The sequence below is a fragment of the Enterococcus cecorum genome (assembly GCF_052119425.1).
Classification (GTDB): Bacteria; Bacillota; Bacilli; order Lactobacillales; family Enterococcaceae; genus Enterococcus_E; species Enterococcus_E cecorum_C.
The window spans coordinates 17,837-33,216 of record NZ_JBQKFH010000027.1; the positions used below are offsets into that span (position 1 = coordinate 17,837).

A 15,380-nucleotide genomic window follows, 5' to 3' on the forward strand; every position below is an offset into this window, starting at 1 on the left:
TATTTCACCGAATGAATGAAAACTGAAATGCTTGCAATGATTTTAGCTGGTGGTCAAGGTACCCGTTTAGGAAAATTGACAAAAAATATTGCCAAACCAGCTGTTCCTTTTGGAGGCCGTTACCGTATCATCGATTTTACATTGAGTAATTGTGCGAACTCCGGTATTAAAAATGTAGGTGTTGTAACACAGTATCAACCACTTGCCTTAAATAGCCACATCGGAAATGGATCTAGCTGGGGATTGAGTGGGATTAATACAGGGGTGACCGTTTTACAACCTTATTCAAGTTCAGAAGGTAGTAAATGGTTTGAAGGGACTGCTCATGCCATCTTCCAAAATATTGATTATATTGATCAAATGGACCCTCAATATGTGCTTATCTTGTCTGGTGACCATATTTACAAAATGGACTATGAAGATATGTTGTTAAACCACAAGAAAAATAATGCTTCGTTATCGGTTGCAGTTATTGAAGTACCAATGCATGAAGCTTCACGTTTTGGTATTATGAATACTGATGAAAATGATCGTATCATTGAATTTGAAGAAAAACCAAAAGAACCAAAAAATAATTTGGCTTCAATGGGGATTTATATCTTTAACTGGGGCCGTTTACGCAATGTCTTAATGAATAGCCATACAAAAGAAAATGATATGAATGACTTTGGTAAAAACGTCATTCCATTTTATCTTGATAGTGGTGAAAATGTGGTTGCTTATCGCTTCAGTGGTTATTGGAAAGATGTGGGTACCATCGATTCATTATGGGAAGCAAATATGGAATTTATTGATCCTAGCCTAGATTTAGCGATGCGCGATAAATCATGGCGAATCTATTCTAAAAACCGTATTGCGCCACCTCATTCAATTACTGAAACTGGTTCAGCTAAAAACTCTTTAATTTCTGATGGTTGTTATATTGCTGGTACCGTTAATCACTCTATTCTTTCTGATGAAGTGCAAGTAAAAGAGGGTGCAAGTGTAAAAGACAGCGTGATTATGTCTGGCGCAACAATTGGTAAAAATGTAACGATTAACCGTGCAATTATTGGTGAAAATGCAATTATTGGTGATAACGCAGTAATCGATGGTACAGATGAAATTGCTGTCGTTGGATATTCTGAAGTGATTGGAGTGGCTGCTGATGAAGACTAATAGAATGTGTGCTTTTTTAGGAAATCTGCATAATTATGAGGGGTTAGCTCCATTAACGGATTATCGCCCTGTGGCAACCTTGCCTTTTGATAGTAAATATCGTTTAATTGACTTTAATTTATCATCTATCGCTAATTCTAATATCCATTCAGTATTTATGGTATTTAACTATGATGAAAGTCGTTCTGTCTTTGACCATTTAGGTGGTGGGACCGAATGGAATCTTGATGGTATCAATAACCGTTTCTTCATTCATTTATTTGAACGAGAAGCAGAAAAAATGAAAGATCACAATGGTTATTACGATGCTGTTATTGATTATTTAGAAAAAGCAAAATCAAAATATATGGTTTACTTCAGTAGCAAAGTTCTATGTAATATTGATTTAAAAGCTTTATTAAACATTCATTTATTACATGAAGACCATAGTGATTTAACCGTTGTTTACAAAAAAATGCCAAAAGAAGATATTTACGATACCGATTTGGTGTTGAATTTTAATGAAGATGGCAAAGTGGCAAGTAAAACTAGCGGAAAAGATGTTGCTGATGGTGAAATTGCCAATCTTTGTACCGATATTTATATTGTAAAAGTAGAACGACTTTTAGCAGCTTTACGTCAAAGCCAAAAAGAGGGTGTTTGGACTCACGTGGAAAGTTGTTTGCGTTCAATGATTGATGAAAATACTACTGCGTATGAATATACTGGTTATTTAAGTAATATTTTTGATGTGAAATCTTACTATAAAGCAAATATGGATATGTTGACACCAGCTAAGTTCAATTCATTAATGTATGCAAACCAAAAAATCTATACAAAAGTTCATAATGAATTTCCAACTTACTACTCTGATTCTGCCGTTGTTAATAATGCACAGTTCGGTACTGGTTGTGAAGTTGAAGGTGAAGTTGTTCATTCTATACTTGGCCGTACAGTAGTGGTTAAACAAGGTGCTAAAATTGAAGATTCCTTAGTTCATTCTTCTTGTGTAATCGGTGAAGGAGCTAAAATTCAATATGCCATTTTAGATAAAAATTGTAAAGTAGCGGACCATGTTTCAATTATTGGTACGCCAGAAAATCCAGTAGTGGTATCTAGAGCAAGTAATGTAACAGAAGATATTATTGGAGGCTAACGAATTAATGAAAATTTTATTTGCAGCAAGTGAATGTGCTCCTTTTTTTAAAACAGGTGGCTTAGGTGATGTTGCTGGTGCACTTCCTAAAGCTTTGGCCAAAGAAGGCGTGGAAGTTGCTGTAGTCATGCCATACTTCAAAAAGATGAATGAAACTTATAAAGAAAAAGTAGATGATGTCTTAAATTTTGAAGTAAAAGTGGGTTGGCGCAGTCAATATTGTGGCATTAAAACTTTGAAATTAGGGGATGTCAGATATTATTTCATTGACAACTTATACTATTTTAATCGTGATCAATTATATGGATATTATGATGATGGTGAAAGATTTGCCTTTTTCCAACAAGCCATTATTGAAATGATGGAAAGAGTTGATTTTATCCCAGATATCTTGCATGTAAATGATTATCATACAGCAATGATTCCATTTTTATTACGTGAAAAATATCATTGGATTGAAGCGTATCGTCCAATTAAAACTGTCTTGACTATTCATAATTTGGAATTCCAAGGCAAGTTTAATCGTAGCGTCTTATCTGATTTATTTGGTATGTCAGCTGAGCGTTACGATGATGGGACCATTGAATTTGAAAACTGTGTAAACTTTATGAAAGCTGGAATTCTTTATGCCAATAAGATTACCACAGTCTCACCTTCTTATGCACAAGAAATCCAAACTCGTGAATTTGGTTGTGGACTTGATGTCATTTTAAGAATGGAGAATAGTAAATTATCAGGGATTGTCAATGGTATTGATATGGAAGTCAACAATCCAGAAACGGATAGGCATTTATCCTATCATTATTCAAAAGAGGATTTAAGTGGTAAAGCTGAAAACAAGCGACTATTGCAAGAAAAGATGCATTTACCACAACGTGAAGATGTTCCAGTCATTGGGGTGGTTAGTCGTCTAACTTATCAAAAAGGGTTCCATTTGGTTGTGGAAGAGTTAGAAAATCTATTGCAATTTGATGTTCAATTTGTCTTGTTAGGTACAGGTGATCCGCGATTTGAAGCTGCCTTTAGTCAAATTGGGGCACGTTATCCAGAAAAATGTGCAATCAATATTGATTTCAATTTAGGTTTGGCTCAATTGATTTATGCAGGCTCAGATATATTCTTAATGCCTTCTGCTTTTGAACCATGTGGCTTATCACAAATGGTGGCGATGAGATATGGTACTTTACCTGTTGTTCATGAAATCGGTGGTTTGAAAGATACAGTTGTTCCTTATAACCCAATTACCAATGAAGGTACGGGATTTGGATTTAATGACTTTAGACCATTTATTATGATGCAAACACTCTTACAAGCTGTTGATTTATATGCAAATCATCGGCAATATTGGGATCAATTGGTTCAAAATGCGATGAGTCGTGATTTCAGTTGGCATCAAAGTTGTATGATTTATTTACAATTATATAATTCAATCCTTTAATGATTAAAGATGAATAAGGCAAAATTTCCAAGAGGTTTCATCTTTTTGGAGTTTTGCCTTTCAATGTCATTTGATTTATTTAGACATACATAACGAGGGGGAAAAGAAGATGTCGGAACGTCAAGTAATGACACGTGATGAATTTATTGATGATTTAAGAAAAAGATTAAGAGAAAATTTTGCGATGGAAATTGAAACAGCAACACCAAATGAGTTGTTTGTTGCTATTGGTCAAATTGTACGAGCAAGCTATGCCGATTCGTGGCATCGTACACGTCAACGTTATTTAGAACATAAACAAAAACAATCTTATTATTTTTCTATTGAATTTTTACCAGGCCGCATGTTAAAGAGTAATTTATTAAGTTTAGGCATGTTGGATATGGTGCGTGATACTGTAGAAGAATTCGGCTTTGATTTTGACGATGTTCTTCGTGTCGAAAATGACATGGCCTTAGGAAATGGTGGTTTAGGTCGTTTAGCATCTTGTTTCTTAGATTGTTTGGCTTCCCGTGAATTACCAGGTAACGGAAATGGTATTCGTTATGATTATGGTTTGTTCAAACAACAATTTGTTGATGGCTATCAAGTCGAATTGCCGGATGCTTGGTTAAAGAGTGGCAATGTATGGGAAGTTCGTCGTGAAAGCGAATCAGTTAATGTCCATTTCGGTGGTAACGTTTATATGAAACCGATGCCTGATGGTAGTTTAAAACCAGTTGCTGAAAACGAACGAATCTTAAAAGCTGTGCCATATGATACAGGTGTTGTTGGTTATGAAAATGATACAGTAAATACTTTACGTCTATGGAGTGTAGAAATTCCAGCCTCTGAAGAAGGAAAATATCGTAGTATTGAAGAACGACGGATGGTTGAAGATTTAACTGCTGTATTATATCCAGATGATTCCAACGAACAAGGTCGTTTAACTCGTTTGACGCAAGAGTATTTCTTTGTTTCAGCAGGGATTCAAAGTATTATTCGTTACTATAAGAAAACGAAAATGCCAATTAGTCGTATTAATGAATATATTGCTATTCATATTAATGATACGCACCCAGCCTTATGTGTACCTGAAATGATGCGTATTTTACTTGATGAATTCGATTTATCATGGGAAAAAGCGTGGGGATTAACAGTAAGTATGATGAGCTATACAAATCATACTATCATGCAAGAAGCACTTGAAAAATGGCCAGTTTCGATGGTGAAATATCACTTGCCTCGAATGTATCAAATCATTGAAGAAATTGATCGTCGTTTTGTGACAAATTTACAAGGTTTATACCCAGATGATTTAATTCAACGTACACGTATTATTCAAGGAGACCAAATTCATATGGCGAACTTGAGTATTATTGGTAGTCATAGTACAAATGGTGTGGCTAAACTTCACTCTGACTTATTAAAATCAGTTGTATTGCATGATTTTTATGTACTATATCCCGAACGTTTTAATAATAAAACAAATGGGATTACACAAAGACGTTGGTTACAATTATCTAATGAACCTTTAGCTAGTCTATTAGATGAAACAATTGGCACTTCATGGCGCAAAGAACCAACGGATTTACAAATGTTGATGAATTATTACGATGATGACCGTTTATTAGAATTATTAGCCGATGCCAAACATAAAAATAAAGTTCGTCTTGCTGAATACATCAAAGAAACTTGCAATATTGAAGTTAATCCAAATGCTATTTTTGATGTACAAATTAAACGTCTACATGCTTATAAACGTCAATTATTGAATTTATTGCATATTGTGAAATGTTACTTAGATTTAAAAGATGATCCAAATCGTGATTTTGTACCACGGGTCTGGATTTTTGGTGCAAAAGCTGCTCCAAGCTACGCCTATGCGAAATCCATTATTAAAGCAATTAATGAAACAGCCAACTTAATCAATAATGATCCTGATATTGGCGATAAGATGAAGATTGTTTTCTTACCAAACTATAATGTTTCACTTGCCGAAATCATTATTCCAGCAGCAGATGTCAGTGAACAAATTTCGCTAGCAACTAAAGAAGCCTCTGGTACAAGTAATATGAAATTAATGGCGAATGGTGCTGTGACGATGGCAACTATGGACGGCGCAAACGTTGAGATTCGCGATTATGTGGGGGCAGATAATATATATGTCTTTGGGTTGACTGAAGAAGAAGTTTATCGCTATTATGAAAAAGGGGATTACTCTGCTCAAGCCATTTACGATCAAGATCCAGTCGTTCGTCGGGTGCTAAATGCCTTTGTAGATGGTACGATTCCAAATATTCAACGTGAAGGTCAAGAAATTTTTGATTCTCTATTGAAATATAATGATGAATTCTTCTTATTAAAAGATTTTGAACCTTATTGTAAAGTTCAAGAACAAGTCAGTCAAGATTATTTAGATCAAACAAAATGGCGTAAGATGAGCTTGACGAATACTGCAAAATCTGGTATCTTCTCTGCTGACTACACAGTAATGAAATATGCTGAAGATATCTGGCAAATTGAACCAGTGAACCTTCATAAGGAAAAGAGGAATTAAGATTTTGGAGATTTATTACAATCCTTGGTCCAGTAAATATAAACGACCATTTGGAGCAGTTGAGGAAGGAAAAGTTGTTAGCTTCACGATACGGGTGAGTGGGCTTGATGTGCACCGTGTTAGTTTAGCCATCCATAAAGATGGGCATGAAAATCAGCAAATTGATATGCACTTGGTTGGTAAAGATCTTTATCAATGCCAATATCAATTAGGAAAAAATGCCGGTCTCTACTACTATTCATTTGAGATTATTTATCAAGAAAATGGACAAGCTCGTAGCGTCTATTATGGTTCGAATGAGCTTGGAGGTGTCGGCCAAATTTATGATTGTGCCGAAGCTGTATGGGATTATCAACTCACTTGTTTCAATCAAAAAGATGCCGCACCTAAATGGTATCGTGAAAGTGTCTTTTATCAAATCTTCCCTGATCGTTTTTATAATGGCAATGAGAATGGCGTAATTAATCAACCAAAACCAAATAGTTTCATTTATGGGCAAACGCAAGATGAACCCATGTATATCAAAAATTCTGATGGGGAAGTTGTGCGTTGGGATTTTTATGGTGGTAATTTAAAAGGGATTATGAAGAAAATTCCTTACCTAAAAAAATTAGGTGTGAATGCTCTTTATCTGAATCCGATTTTTGAAGCTCGTAGTAATCATCGCTATGATACTGCCGATTATTTTAAGATTGATTCTGTCTTAGGAACGGATGAAGATTTTTCAGCGCTAGTGAATGAGTTGCACAAAAATGATATGCACTTGATTTTAGATGGTGTCTTTAGTCATGTGGGCCGTCATAGCCAATATTTTAACTATGACGGTGCATACGGCAAACATAATGGTGCTGCACGTAATCCGCATAGTTTGTATTTTAGTTGGTTTGAATTTGATCATTATCCTGATAGATATCGCTCATGGTGGGGCATAAAGGATTTACCGCAAATCAATAAAGAAGATGAAAGTTTTCAAGATTTTATTTTTAAAGCAGATGAAAGTGTGGTTGCTCATTGGTTGGACAAAGGAATTGATGGTTGGCGTTTAGATGTCGCTGATGAACTTCCGGACGAATTTATTCAAGGAATTCGCCATCAATTGAATCATTTTAAAGATAAAGTACTAATTGGTGAAGTATGGGAAGATGCCTCTAACAAGGTTTCTTATAATACGCGCAGAAAATATATTTTGGGTGATCATTTACATAGCGTGATGAATTATCCTTTTAGAGACGCGGTATTAGAACTTTTGAACCATCAGAAAACGCCAAAACAAATTGCGCATCGCTTTATGCAGTTATATGAAAATTATCCTCGTGATATTTTCTATAATTTGTTTAATAATTTAGGGACACATGATACCGAACGAATTGCGACAATGCTTCATGAAGATGTGAAAAAATTAGAACAAGCTGTGGCGATGATGATGTATGTTCCTGGTGTGCCTTGTGTATATTATGGCGATGAGGCTGGTTTAACTGGTGGAAAAGATCCGCAAAATCGTAAATTCTATCCATGGGAAAACGTCAATGAAGCAAGTTATCAAATTTATCATCGTTGGATTAGTCATCGTAATGCGCAACAAGTGTTAGTCGATGGCGAGTTCTCACTTTTTTACGATGAAAATATTTTTGGCATTGTGCGATATAATCAGAAAAAGATGAGTATCCTTCTTCTCAATCTTTCTTCTGTCAATCAAACCGTGAAGTTAGAACAACTGACTACCTTAAACCTTCCGGATGAACAGTTAATAATCTTTGAAAAATTAGTGGGCGATGTGGTGTTATTGCCACATACAACTGAGTTTATTACGAAATAATCTTTTCAACCTTTGGGAACACAATGTTAGTGCTTGTTTTCAAAGGTTGTTTTTTTGTAATCATTGACGTTACAACGATATTTGCTTATACTTAATTCGAGGTGAAAAGTATGCAGATTTCTAGTCGGTTTACGATTGCTATTCACACTTTGACTTGTATTGGTATTTTTCAGGATGAGCATAAGGTGACGAGTGAATTCCTTGCTAGAAGTGTAAATGTGAATCCAGTTATTATTCGAAAAGTTTTAGGACAATTGAAAAATGCTGAATTGGTGCAAGTTCAGCGTGGTTCAGGCGGTGCAACATTAGCTAAGTCGCTTTCAGAAATCACCCTCCTAGATGTTTTTAATGCAGTCGAAAGTATTGAGAATCAACAATTATTTAGTTTTCATGATCAACCTAACCCGGATTGTCCAGTAGGAAGAAATATGCATCAGGTATTGGATAATAGATTAGAAGAGATTCAAAATGCGATGGAGTTAAAAATGAAGTCTATAAATCTTGAAGATATTGTCAAAGATACCCAGTCGTTTATTGAGAAACAAAAAAATAATGGAAGCTAAGTCCTTTTTATCAAATTCGAATCAGTATTTTGAAAGAAGAAGCTAATAATGGATTTAAGAAAATATATAGGGAAACTTGTAAAAATCATTGATAATGATCAAAAAGAATGGATTGGTAAGGCGGTTTCGGTTGATTTAGCAATTAATTATGATGATGTTGCGTATGATTCACTTGATTTAAAAATTGCTGGTCGGGATGGGATTGTTGCCTTTCCTGAAGATGAAATCAAATCCATTCAAATATTAAAGTAGCGCTTAGTATTTACTAGGTGCTTTTTTTATGATTTAAGTCGTTTTCACCTTTCATATGGTTCGTTTTGAAAGCTTTAAACAAAAGAGAGGAGTAGTTTGCGAATAATTACAAAATTTCTTAGTTGTAACTATTGACATTACAACAGGGATGAGTTATATTCTTGTTGTAATAAAAATCATTACAACTATTTGGAGGATATTTTTATGAAATTAATGGTGATCGGATCAAATGGAAAAGCTGCGAAAGATATTATTAAAGAAGCAAAAAGTCGTGGTTTAGAAGTAGTCGGTGTCGCACGTTCAGCTAATCAGAATGAAGGAATTGCATTTATTCAAAAGGATTTATTTGATTTAACTAAGGAAGATTTAGCCGATGTGGATGTAGTAATTGATGCATTTGGTGCTTGGACGCCTGAAACTTTACCTCTTCATACAGAATCACTAAAAAAATTAGGTGATTTAGTAGCAAATACTAAAAAACGCTTATTAGTTGTTGGTGGGGCTGGTAGTTTGTATGTAGATGATACTTTAACAACCCAATTATCTCAGACTCCTGATTTTCCTGAAAGTTATTTACCAGTGGCTAATGCGATGGGAGAATCATTGGCTTATTTGAGAACACGCGATGATGTTAACTGGACGTATGTATCACCTGCTGCCGATTTCCAGGCAGAAGGAAAGCGTACAGGAGATTACCTTTTAGCCGGTGAAGTCTTTACTGTAAATGATCGTGGAGAAAGTGTGATTAGTTATGCGGATTATGCCATTGCAATGGTGGATGAAGCACAAAAGGGACATCACATCAAAGAACGAATCAGTGTATTAGCTAAATAATTTAGGAGCAATAAGTGGATGTTCAATCGTCCGCTTATTTTTTTTACACCAATATTTTGTTATAATGAACGAAAAGGAATGGAGCAATTTTCATGAGGGAAATGATTAGAAATAGAAATTCAATTACTGAGTATGGTCTTCATGACAGCAGAATCAAGAAAATTACTTTAGCGGATGATCATCTGGTTTTTACTGTGGATAAAGTTTTTCACTATTCTAAGAGTGGAGAAGAACAAGGATTTGAAGCAGAAGTTATTTTTACAAAGTGCGATTTGGAAGATTGTTGGGTTTTGGTTTATGACAGTGTTCTTTCTGAGGGAAAGTTTACAGGACAAAGGATAGCCATGCAGGACTTTATTCAACAGTACAATCATCAGGAATTTGAAATTATCACTGAGTTGCATAATGGCTATTCCACATTTTTTGTTGGCTGGCTATGGAAAAATAAAATTCCTGTATCTGCTCAAGTAGAAATATTTAATTTTGGTGAAATGATTATCCGAATCGGGAAGCAAGTTTTTTAGATTGAATATATATACTAAGGGGGCATCACGATGATAGATACAATCATTTATGATATGGGTAACGTCTTAATTGAATGGAATCCAGAGAAATTTTTACATTTAATTGAAACAGATGAAGAACGAATTTCCAAGCTAAGAACAGCTATTTTTACCTCTGGCTATTGGCCAAGACAAGATACCGGTGAATTGGATGCAGATAAAGCCTATCATATGTCTTTGGCGCTTTTAGATGACTCTTATCAAGAAAGTTTACGACAAATTTATTATCATTGGTATGAATATGCAGATGTTTTTACCAAAATGCAAGACTATGCGCGAGAGTTAAAAAATCAAGGTTATAAACTTTTTGTGCTCTCAAATACTGCGGCGTCTTATTATGATTTAGCAAAAAATGGCTACTTACCCATTGATGAAATCTTGGACGGAAAAGTATTATCTTATGAAGTTGAACTGGTGAAGCCTGATGTAGCAATTTATCAGTATCTATTGGATAAATATGGGCTAAAGGCTCAAAATTGCGTATTTTTAGATGATATTGAAGGTAATATTGAAGCCGCACAAAGTTTGGGTATGCGAGGAATTCAAGTTTTATCAGACAACCAAGCTTTAGCGGATTTAAAAGTATTATTAAGTAAGCATGGAAGGTTGAGTGAATAAATGATTAGAGAAATTAATCACGACCTATTCTTTTTACAACAACCTAGTCAACGCGCAACGGCTCAGGATAAACCGCATGCGCAAGATTTATTGGACACACTTCAAGCAAATCAAGATAAATGTGTCGGATTAGCTGCGAATATGATTGGCGTTCAAAAGCAGATTATCGCTATCCAAACGCCTGTAGGTCCAGTTGTGATGTATAATCCAAAAATTGTAAAAAAAGAAAATCCATATGAGACTGAGGAAGGTTGTCTATCATTAGTCGGTGTACGGCCCACCATTCGTTATCAAAAAATAGAAGTGGTCTATTTTAATGATCAATTCAAAAAACAACGCGGGACCTTTACTGATTTTACAGCACAAATTATTCAACATGAAATTGATCACTGTAAAGGAATCTTAATTTAAGTAGGTGAAAAAATGCGTCGAAAAGATCGAGAAGTGACCGAATTAGCTCAAATAGAAGAAATATTAGAAAAAGGCAAAGTCGTGCATTTAGGTATGATTGATGGTGATTTTCCTTATATCGTACCCTTAAATTACGGCTATCAATGGCAAAATGAACAACTTATTTTGTATATGCATGGGGCTAAGGCAGGCAGAAAGTTTGATGTGATTGCCCATAATCCTAATGTTTTTATCGAAATTACCGCGGATGTTGAAGCCATTGATGGAGGCGATAATCCTTGTAAGTATTCTACTGCTTTTGCTTCATTGATGGGAGAAGGACAAGCATATATTGTGACTGATTCAAAAGAAAAGATACGAGCGATGGAATGTCTGATGAAAACACAAACGAACCGTGATTTTGAATTTGATGAAAAAATGGTCGGTTGTGTTCAAGTGATAAAGGTGATTATCCAAAATTATTCGGCAAAACGTCATGAAAAGTAACAAAGGCAGATTCATTTCATCTTGAGAATTTTTGTGATAGAATAAATAAGCAATGATATTAAATGTAATAATTGGAGGATTATCATGGATTTTAAAAATTCAAAAGTAGCTATTGTCGGTATCGGTAATGTAGGTGCGACAACTGCTTATAGTATTATTAGTCAAGGATTATGTGCAGAGGTTGTTTTAATCGATGTAAATAAAGAAAAAGCTTATGCCGAAGCGATGGACTTACAACAATCCATTCATTTTTTAAATCGTAATATTAAAGTAACAGCTGGAGAATATAGTGACTGTAAAGATGCAGATATCGTGATTATCACGGCTTCAGCACCTATGCCTAAAGAATCGAATGACCGTTTGAAGATGTTAGCACCAAGTATTAATATTATGACTAGCATCGTGAATAGTGTGATGGCCTCTGGTTTTGATGGTATCTTTTTAATCGTTTCAAACCCAGTGGATATCATGACTTATTATGTACGTAAATTATCAGGTCTGCCCGCTCATCGTGTGATTGGTAGTGGTACAACGGTTGATAGTGCCCGCTTAAGCTGTGAATTAGGCGCAATGTATGATTTGGATTCTAAGAGTGTTCAGGCTTTTGTTATTGGTGAGCATGGTGATAGCGAAATGGTGGCTTGGAGTAGTGCAACCATTGGCGGTAAGAAAGTAGAAGATGTGCTAGCTGATAATGTGACTCGTACAAAAGATGTGACGAAAGATATCTTACTACAAAAAACGATCAAGGCAGGTTGGGAAATCTTTAATCGTAAAGGGAATACATGTTACGGCATTGCGGCTGCGACAACGGCTATTGCAAAATCAATTCTCTTTAACGAAAACCGTATCTATCCAGTAACTGTTGAATTAAATGGGGAATACGGTGTTGAAAAAGCCTTCTTAAGTGTACCAACAATTATTGATTCAACAGGTGCCAAAGAAATTGTGGAAATTAAATTAACCGATGAAGAATTAGCTGGCTTACAAAAATCAGCACAATTATTACAAGCTTTTTATCCGCAATTAGATAGTTACGAGGCTTAATATGTTTGAAATTCAAGATTTTGAAAGTTATCAAAAATTATTAGATGAAAAACAAACTTTTCTTCTTTATGGCAAACAAGTTAATTGTAGTGTCTGTATGGCGGATTTTCTAAAGGTTGAGCGTTTGGTTCAGCAATATGATTTTCCCGCTTTCTTTGTTGATATAGAAAAGGTGCCGATGTTAAAAGGGCAATTAAGTTTGTTTGCTGCGCCGGTTGTGATTTTATTTCACTCTGGCAAAGAATTTCATCGCCAAGCAAGAATGATTGATTTTAAACAATTAACGCAACAGCTTGAAAGATTATCAACTGTCCGCTAGCCAATTTTGGTTAGCGGTTATTTTCATGGAATCGAGGGTTTGAAATGATTGGCAACTATAAAATTATTACGCTATGTGGTAGTACACGATTCAAAGATGAATTCATAAAAGCGCAAAAGGATTTGACACTTCAAGGAAATATTGTGATTAGCGTGGGGTTGTTTGGTCATTCAGGTGATGATGAAGTTTGGGATGGTCAGACAAAAACGATGCTTGACGATATGCATAAGCGCAAAATTGATTTAGCGGATGAAATTTTTGTGATTAATGTGGATGGCTATATTGGTAAGAGTACAGCCTCTGAAATTCAATATGCACATGAACATGGTAAAAAGGTCAATTATCTTGAACCTTTAACTGAATAAGAAAAGTGGAAGTTTAGAAAGAAGATGACTTATGGAAGAAGCAGTGAAACAAAGAGCAGAAATCCATTATCGTAAAATGACGGAAATGCCAGTTGATAAGCTTATTTTATCTTTATGTGTGCCAACAGTAATTAGCATGCTCATTACAACGATTTATAATGCCGCGGATACTTATTTTGTTTCAAAAATTAGTGTTTCTGCTAGTGGTGCTGTAGGTATATTATTTAGCTTAATGGCAATTTTGCAGGCATTCGGCTTTATGTGTGGGCATGGTTCAGGTAGTTGGATTAGTCGTTTATTAGGCGCAAGAGAGATTGAACGTGCACGACAATACAGTACAACAGGTTTTGCGATGGCTTTTTTAATGGGGATTTTTTTCTTGTTTTTTGGTCTTTGGTTGATTACGCCTTTGATGCGTTTTTTAGGGAGTACGCCAACTATTTTACCTTATGCGAAAAGTTACGGTTTTTACATATTAATTGCGGCCCCTGCGTTTATAACTAGTTGTGTCATGAATAATATATTACGTTATGAAGGCTTAGCAAAATTAGCGATGGTCGGACTTGTTACAGGTGGGGTATTAAATACGATTTTAGATCCCATCTTGATTTTTACTTTTCATCTAGGTATTCAAGGTGCCGGTCTTTCTACTGCAATTTCGCAGTATATCAGTATGTTTATACTTTTTGCGATGTTTGCTCAAAAACGTTCACAAAGTAGAATTGAATGGCGATATTTAACTTTTAGTCCTAAGTTGATGTTAAATATTATCAAAAATGGTTTTCCAAGTTTAACGCGTCAAGGTTTGAATAGTTTGTCAAATCTATGTTTGAATGTCCAAGCAGGTCTTTACGGAGATGCGTGTATTGCGGCGATGAGTATTGTGGCTAAGTGTATGCAATTGATGTTTTCAGTTTGTATCGGAATCGGGCAAGGATTTCAACCTGTATCTTCATTTAATTACGGAGCAAAAAAATTTAAACGGGTGAGACAAGGAATTCTTTTTACATGGGGATTTTCAAGTTTAGTCATCGCTGTTTTAAGTATTGCTAGCTTTATTTTTGCTCCTGAGTTGATTCATTTTTTCAGACATGATACTGCAATTTTAAATATCGGTGTATTGGCACTCAGAATTTCTTGTGTGGCTCAATTATTTTTACCAACTGTATCAATAGCCAATATGACATTCCAAAGTACTGGTAATAGTGGGAAAGCGACATTTCTAGCCTGTGCGCAAAATGGTTTGTTTTTCATTCCTTTAATTTATTTATTGCCAAATATTTATGGCTTGATGGGTATCCAAATGGCCCAACCACTTGCATTTTTCTTAGCTGCAATGGTCTCTTTACCGTTTCTATTAAGATTTCTCAAAGTTTTAAGTCAATGATTTTCATTTTCATCTCCCTTAGACTATAATGTTTTTCAACAAAGCATAAGAAGGTGATAAAATGTTTGGTTATATTTATTTTGGAGTGATAAACTTATTAACTTTTTGTGTGTTTGGGGTTGATAAACAGCGTGCTATGCGTCATAAATGGCGGATTAGCGAGGCAACATTATTTGGACTATCGATAATTGGTGGGAGTGTTGGCGGTCTATTAGGGATGGTAGCCTTTCAACATAAAACGCGAAAATTTATGTTTCGTTATGGATTGCCTGTTATCTTTGCTATTCAATTTGTTGTTGCCTTATTGTTAAAGGACTATATTTTTAAATAAAAAAAGGGTAAGCGCCCAATAACAAGGTGTATATCATTCCTCCAGTCCTCCAGTTATACTGTATTCAACAGAAGATTGGAGGATTTTTTATGATGAAACAACCAATTGTCCCTTTAGA

Annotated in this window: 17 protein-coding genes; all 17 read left to right on the plus strand. The window is 35.1% G+C overall.

Translation table 11 applies throughout. The annotated features are described in order from the left end of the window. Positions 1 to 15 precede the first annotated feature (15 nt). Positions 16 to 1,158 (plus strand): glucose-1-phosphate adenylyltransferase, encoded by a 1,143-nt coding sequence (locus tag ACTQZM_RS07935; RefSeq protein WP_349277672.1) that lies wholly within the window; start codon positions 16 to 18, stop codon positions 1,156 to 1,158. Continuing rightward, positions 1,148 to 2,293, plus strand: coding sequence for a glucose-1-phosphate adenylyltransferase subunit GlgD (gene glgD, locus ACTQZM_RS07940; protein ID WP_441653416.1), 1,146 nt, complete (start codon positions 1,148 to 1,150; stop codon positions 2,291 to 2,293). The genes ACTQZM_RS07935 and glgD overlap by 11 nt, the downstream gene beginning before the upstream one ends. 7 nt (positions 2,294 to 2,300) lie before the next feature. Next, positions 2,301 to 3,731 carry a glycogen synthase GlgA gene (glgA, locus tag ACTQZM_RS07945; RefSeq protein ID WP_441653417.1) on the plus strand — a complete coding sequence of 477 codons (1,431 nt, stop codon included), beginning with the start codon at positions 2,301 to 2,303 and terminating at the stop codon, positions 3,729 to 3,731. 127 nt (positions 3,732 to 3,858) lie between these two features. After that, on the plus strand, positions 3,859 to 6,270 hold the full coding sequence (locus tag ACTQZM_RS07950; RefSeq protein WP_441653430.1) for a glycogen/starch/alpha-glucan phosphorylase: 2,412 nt from the start codon (positions 3,859 to 3,861) through the stop codon (positions 6,268 to 6,270). Positions 6,271 to 6,274: 4 nt separating this feature from the next. Beyond that, a complete protein-coding gene (locus ACTQZM_RS07955; RefSeq protein ID WP_441653418.1) occupies positions 6,275 to 8,086 on the plus strand; it encodes a glycoside hydrolase family 13 protein in 1,812 nt (603 codons plus the stop codon). A 110-nt stretch (positions 8,087 to 8,196) separates the two neighbouring features. Continuing rightward, complete coding sequence (locus ACTQZM_RS07960) at positions 8,197 to 8,649, plus strand: Rrf2 family transcriptional regulator (protein ID WP_441653419.1); 453 nt, start codon at positions 8,197 to 8,199, stop codon at positions 8,647 to 8,649. Between the two features lie 48 nt (positions 8,650 to 8,697). Continuing rightward, complete coding sequence (locus ACTQZM_RS07965; RefSeq protein ID WP_113826726.1) at positions 8,698 to 8,901, plus strand: hypothetical protein; 204 nt, start codon at positions 8,698 to 8,700, stop codon at positions 8,899 to 8,901. Between the two features lie 204 nt (positions 8,902 to 9,105). Then, positions 9,106 to 9,735 (plus strand): NAD(P)-dependent oxidoreductase, encoded by a 630-nt coding sequence (locus ACTQZM_RS07970; RefSeq protein ID WP_441653420.1) that lies wholly within the window; start codon positions 9,106 to 9,108, stop codon positions 9,733 to 9,735. Between the two features lie 92 nt (positions 9,736 to 9,827). Beyond that, positions 9,828 to 10,259: a hypothetical protein gene (locus tag ACTQZM_RS07975; RefSeq protein WP_441653421.1), complete on the plus strand. Its 432-nt coding sequence runs from the start codon at positions 9,828 to 9,830 to the stop codon at positions 10,257 to 10,259. Positions 10,260 to 10,289: 30 nt separating this feature from the next. Further along, positions 10,290 to 10,916 (plus strand): HAD family hydrolase, encoded by a 627-nt coding sequence (locus tag ACTQZM_RS07980; RefSeq protein ID WP_441653422.1) that lies wholly within the window; start codon positions 10,290 to 10,292, stop codon positions 10,914 to 10,916. Beyond that, positions 10,917 to 11,327 carry a peptide deformylase gene (locus ACTQZM_RS07985; protein WP_441653423.1) on the plus strand — a complete coding sequence of 137 codons (411 nt, stop codon included), beginning with the start codon at positions 10,917 to 10,919 and terminating at the stop codon, positions 11,325 to 11,327. Positions 11,328 to 11,339: 12 nt separating this feature from the next. Then, positions 11,340 to 11,813, plus strand: a complete 474-nt coding sequence (locus ACTQZM_RS07990) for a pyridoxamine 5'-phosphate oxidase family protein (protein WP_441653424.1) — start codon at positions 11,340 to 11,342, stop codon at positions 11,811 to 11,813. An 84-nt stretch (positions 11,814 to 11,897) separates the two neighbouring features. Continuing rightward, positions 11,898 to 12,860 carry an L-lactate dehydrogenase gene (locus ACTQZM_RS07995; protein WP_441653425.1) on the plus strand — a complete coding sequence of 321 codons (963 nt, stop codon included), beginning with the start codon at positions 11,898 to 11,900 and terminating at the stop codon, positions 12,858 to 12,860. 1 nt (position 12,861) lies between these two features. After that, positions 12,862 to 13,179, plus strand: a complete 318-nt coding sequence (locus tag ACTQZM_RS08000) for a thioredoxin family protein (RefSeq protein WP_441653426.1) — start codon at positions 12,862 to 12,864, stop codon at positions 13,177 to 13,179. Between the two features lie 44 nt (positions 13,180 to 13,223). Then, positions 13,224 to 13,544 carry a hypothetical protein gene (locus ACTQZM_RS08005; protein WP_441653427.1) on the plus strand — a complete coding sequence of 107 codons (321 nt, stop codon included), beginning with the start codon at positions 13,224 to 13,226 and terminating at the stop codon, positions 13,542 to 13,544. A 31-nt stretch (positions 13,545 to 13,575) separates the two neighbouring features. Further along, positions 13,576 to 14,931 (plus strand): MATE family efflux transporter, encoded by a 1,356-nt coding sequence (locus ACTQZM_RS08010; protein ID WP_441653428.1) that lies wholly within the window; start codon positions 13,576 to 13,578, stop codon positions 14,929 to 14,931. A 61-nt stretch (positions 14,932 to 14,992) separates the two neighbouring features. Continuing rightward, a complete protein-coding gene (locus tag ACTQZM_RS08015) occupies positions 14,993 to 15,262 on the plus strand; it encodes a DUF1294 domain-containing protein (protein WP_441653429.1) in 270 nt (89 codons plus the stop codon). Positions 15,263 to 15,380 lie beyond the last annotated feature (118 nt).

What these genes read in the sequence shown, in the direction of transcription:
- ACTQZM_RS07935 (WP_349277672.1), top strand. Translation starts at nt 16, where the DNA reads ATGAAAACTGAAATGCTTGCAATGATTTTAGCTGGTGGTCAAGGTACC.
- glgD (WP_441653416.1), top strand. Translation starts at nt 1,148, where the DNA reads ATGAAGACTAATAGAATGTGTGCTTTTTTAGGAAATCTGCATAATTAT.
- glgA (WP_441653417.1), top strand. Translation starts at nt 2,301, where the DNA reads ATGAAAATTTTATTTGCAGCAAGTGAATGTGCTCCTTTTTTTAAAACA.
- ACTQZM_RS07950 (WP_441653430.1), top strand. Translation starts at nt 3,859, where the DNA reads ATGACACGTGATGAATTTATTGATGATTTAAGAAAAAGATTAAGAGAA.
- ACTQZM_RS07960 (WP_441653419.1), top strand. Translation starts at nt 8,197, where the DNA reads ATGCAGATTTCTAGTCGGTTTACGATTGCTATTCACACTTTGACTTGT.
- ACTQZM_RS07965 (WP_113826726.1), top strand. Translation starts at nt 8,698, where the DNA reads ATGGATTTAAGAAAATATATAGGGAAACTTGTAAAAATCATTGATAAT.
- ACTQZM_RS07970 (WP_441653420.1), top strand. Translation starts at nt 9,106, where the DNA reads ATGAAATTAATGGTGATCGGATCAAATGGAAAAGCTGCGAAAGATATT.
- ACTQZM_RS07975 (WP_441653421.1), top strand. Translation starts at nt 9,828, where the DNA reads ATGAGGGAAATGATTAGAAATAGAAATTCAATTACTGAGTATGGTCTT.
- ACTQZM_RS07980 (WP_441653422.1), top strand. Translation starts at nt 10,290, where the DNA reads ATGATAGATACAATCATTTATGATATGGGTAACGTCTTAATTGAATGG.
- ACTQZM_RS07985 (WP_441653423.1), top strand. Translation starts at nt 10,917, where the DNA reads ATGATTAGAGAAATTAATCACGACCTATTCTTTTTACAACAACCTAGT.
- ACTQZM_RS07990 (WP_441653424.1), top strand. Translation starts at nt 11,340, where the DNA reads ATGCGTCGAAAAGATCGAGAAGTGACCGAATTAGCTCAAATAGAAGAA.
- ACTQZM_RS07995 (WP_441653425.1), top strand. Translation starts at nt 11,898, where the DNA reads ATGGATTTTAAAAATTCAAAAGTAGCTATTGTCGGTATCGGTAATGTA.
- ACTQZM_RS08000 (WP_441653426.1), top strand. Translation starts at nt 12,862, where the DNA reads ATGTTTGAAATTCAAGATTTTGAAAGTTATCAAAAATTATTAGATGAA.
- ACTQZM_RS08005 (WP_441653427.1), top strand. Translation starts at nt 13,224, where the DNA reads ATGATTGGCAACTATAAAATTATTACGCTATGTGGTAGTACACGATTC.
- ACTQZM_RS08010 (WP_441653428.1), top strand. Translation starts at nt 13,576, where the DNA reads ATGGAAGAAGCAGTGAAACAAAGAGCAGAAATCCATTATCGTAAAATG.
- ACTQZM_RS08015 (WP_441653429.1), top strand. Translation starts at nt 14,993, where the DNA reads ATGTTTGGTTATATTTATTTTGGAGTGATAAACTTATTAACTTTTTGT.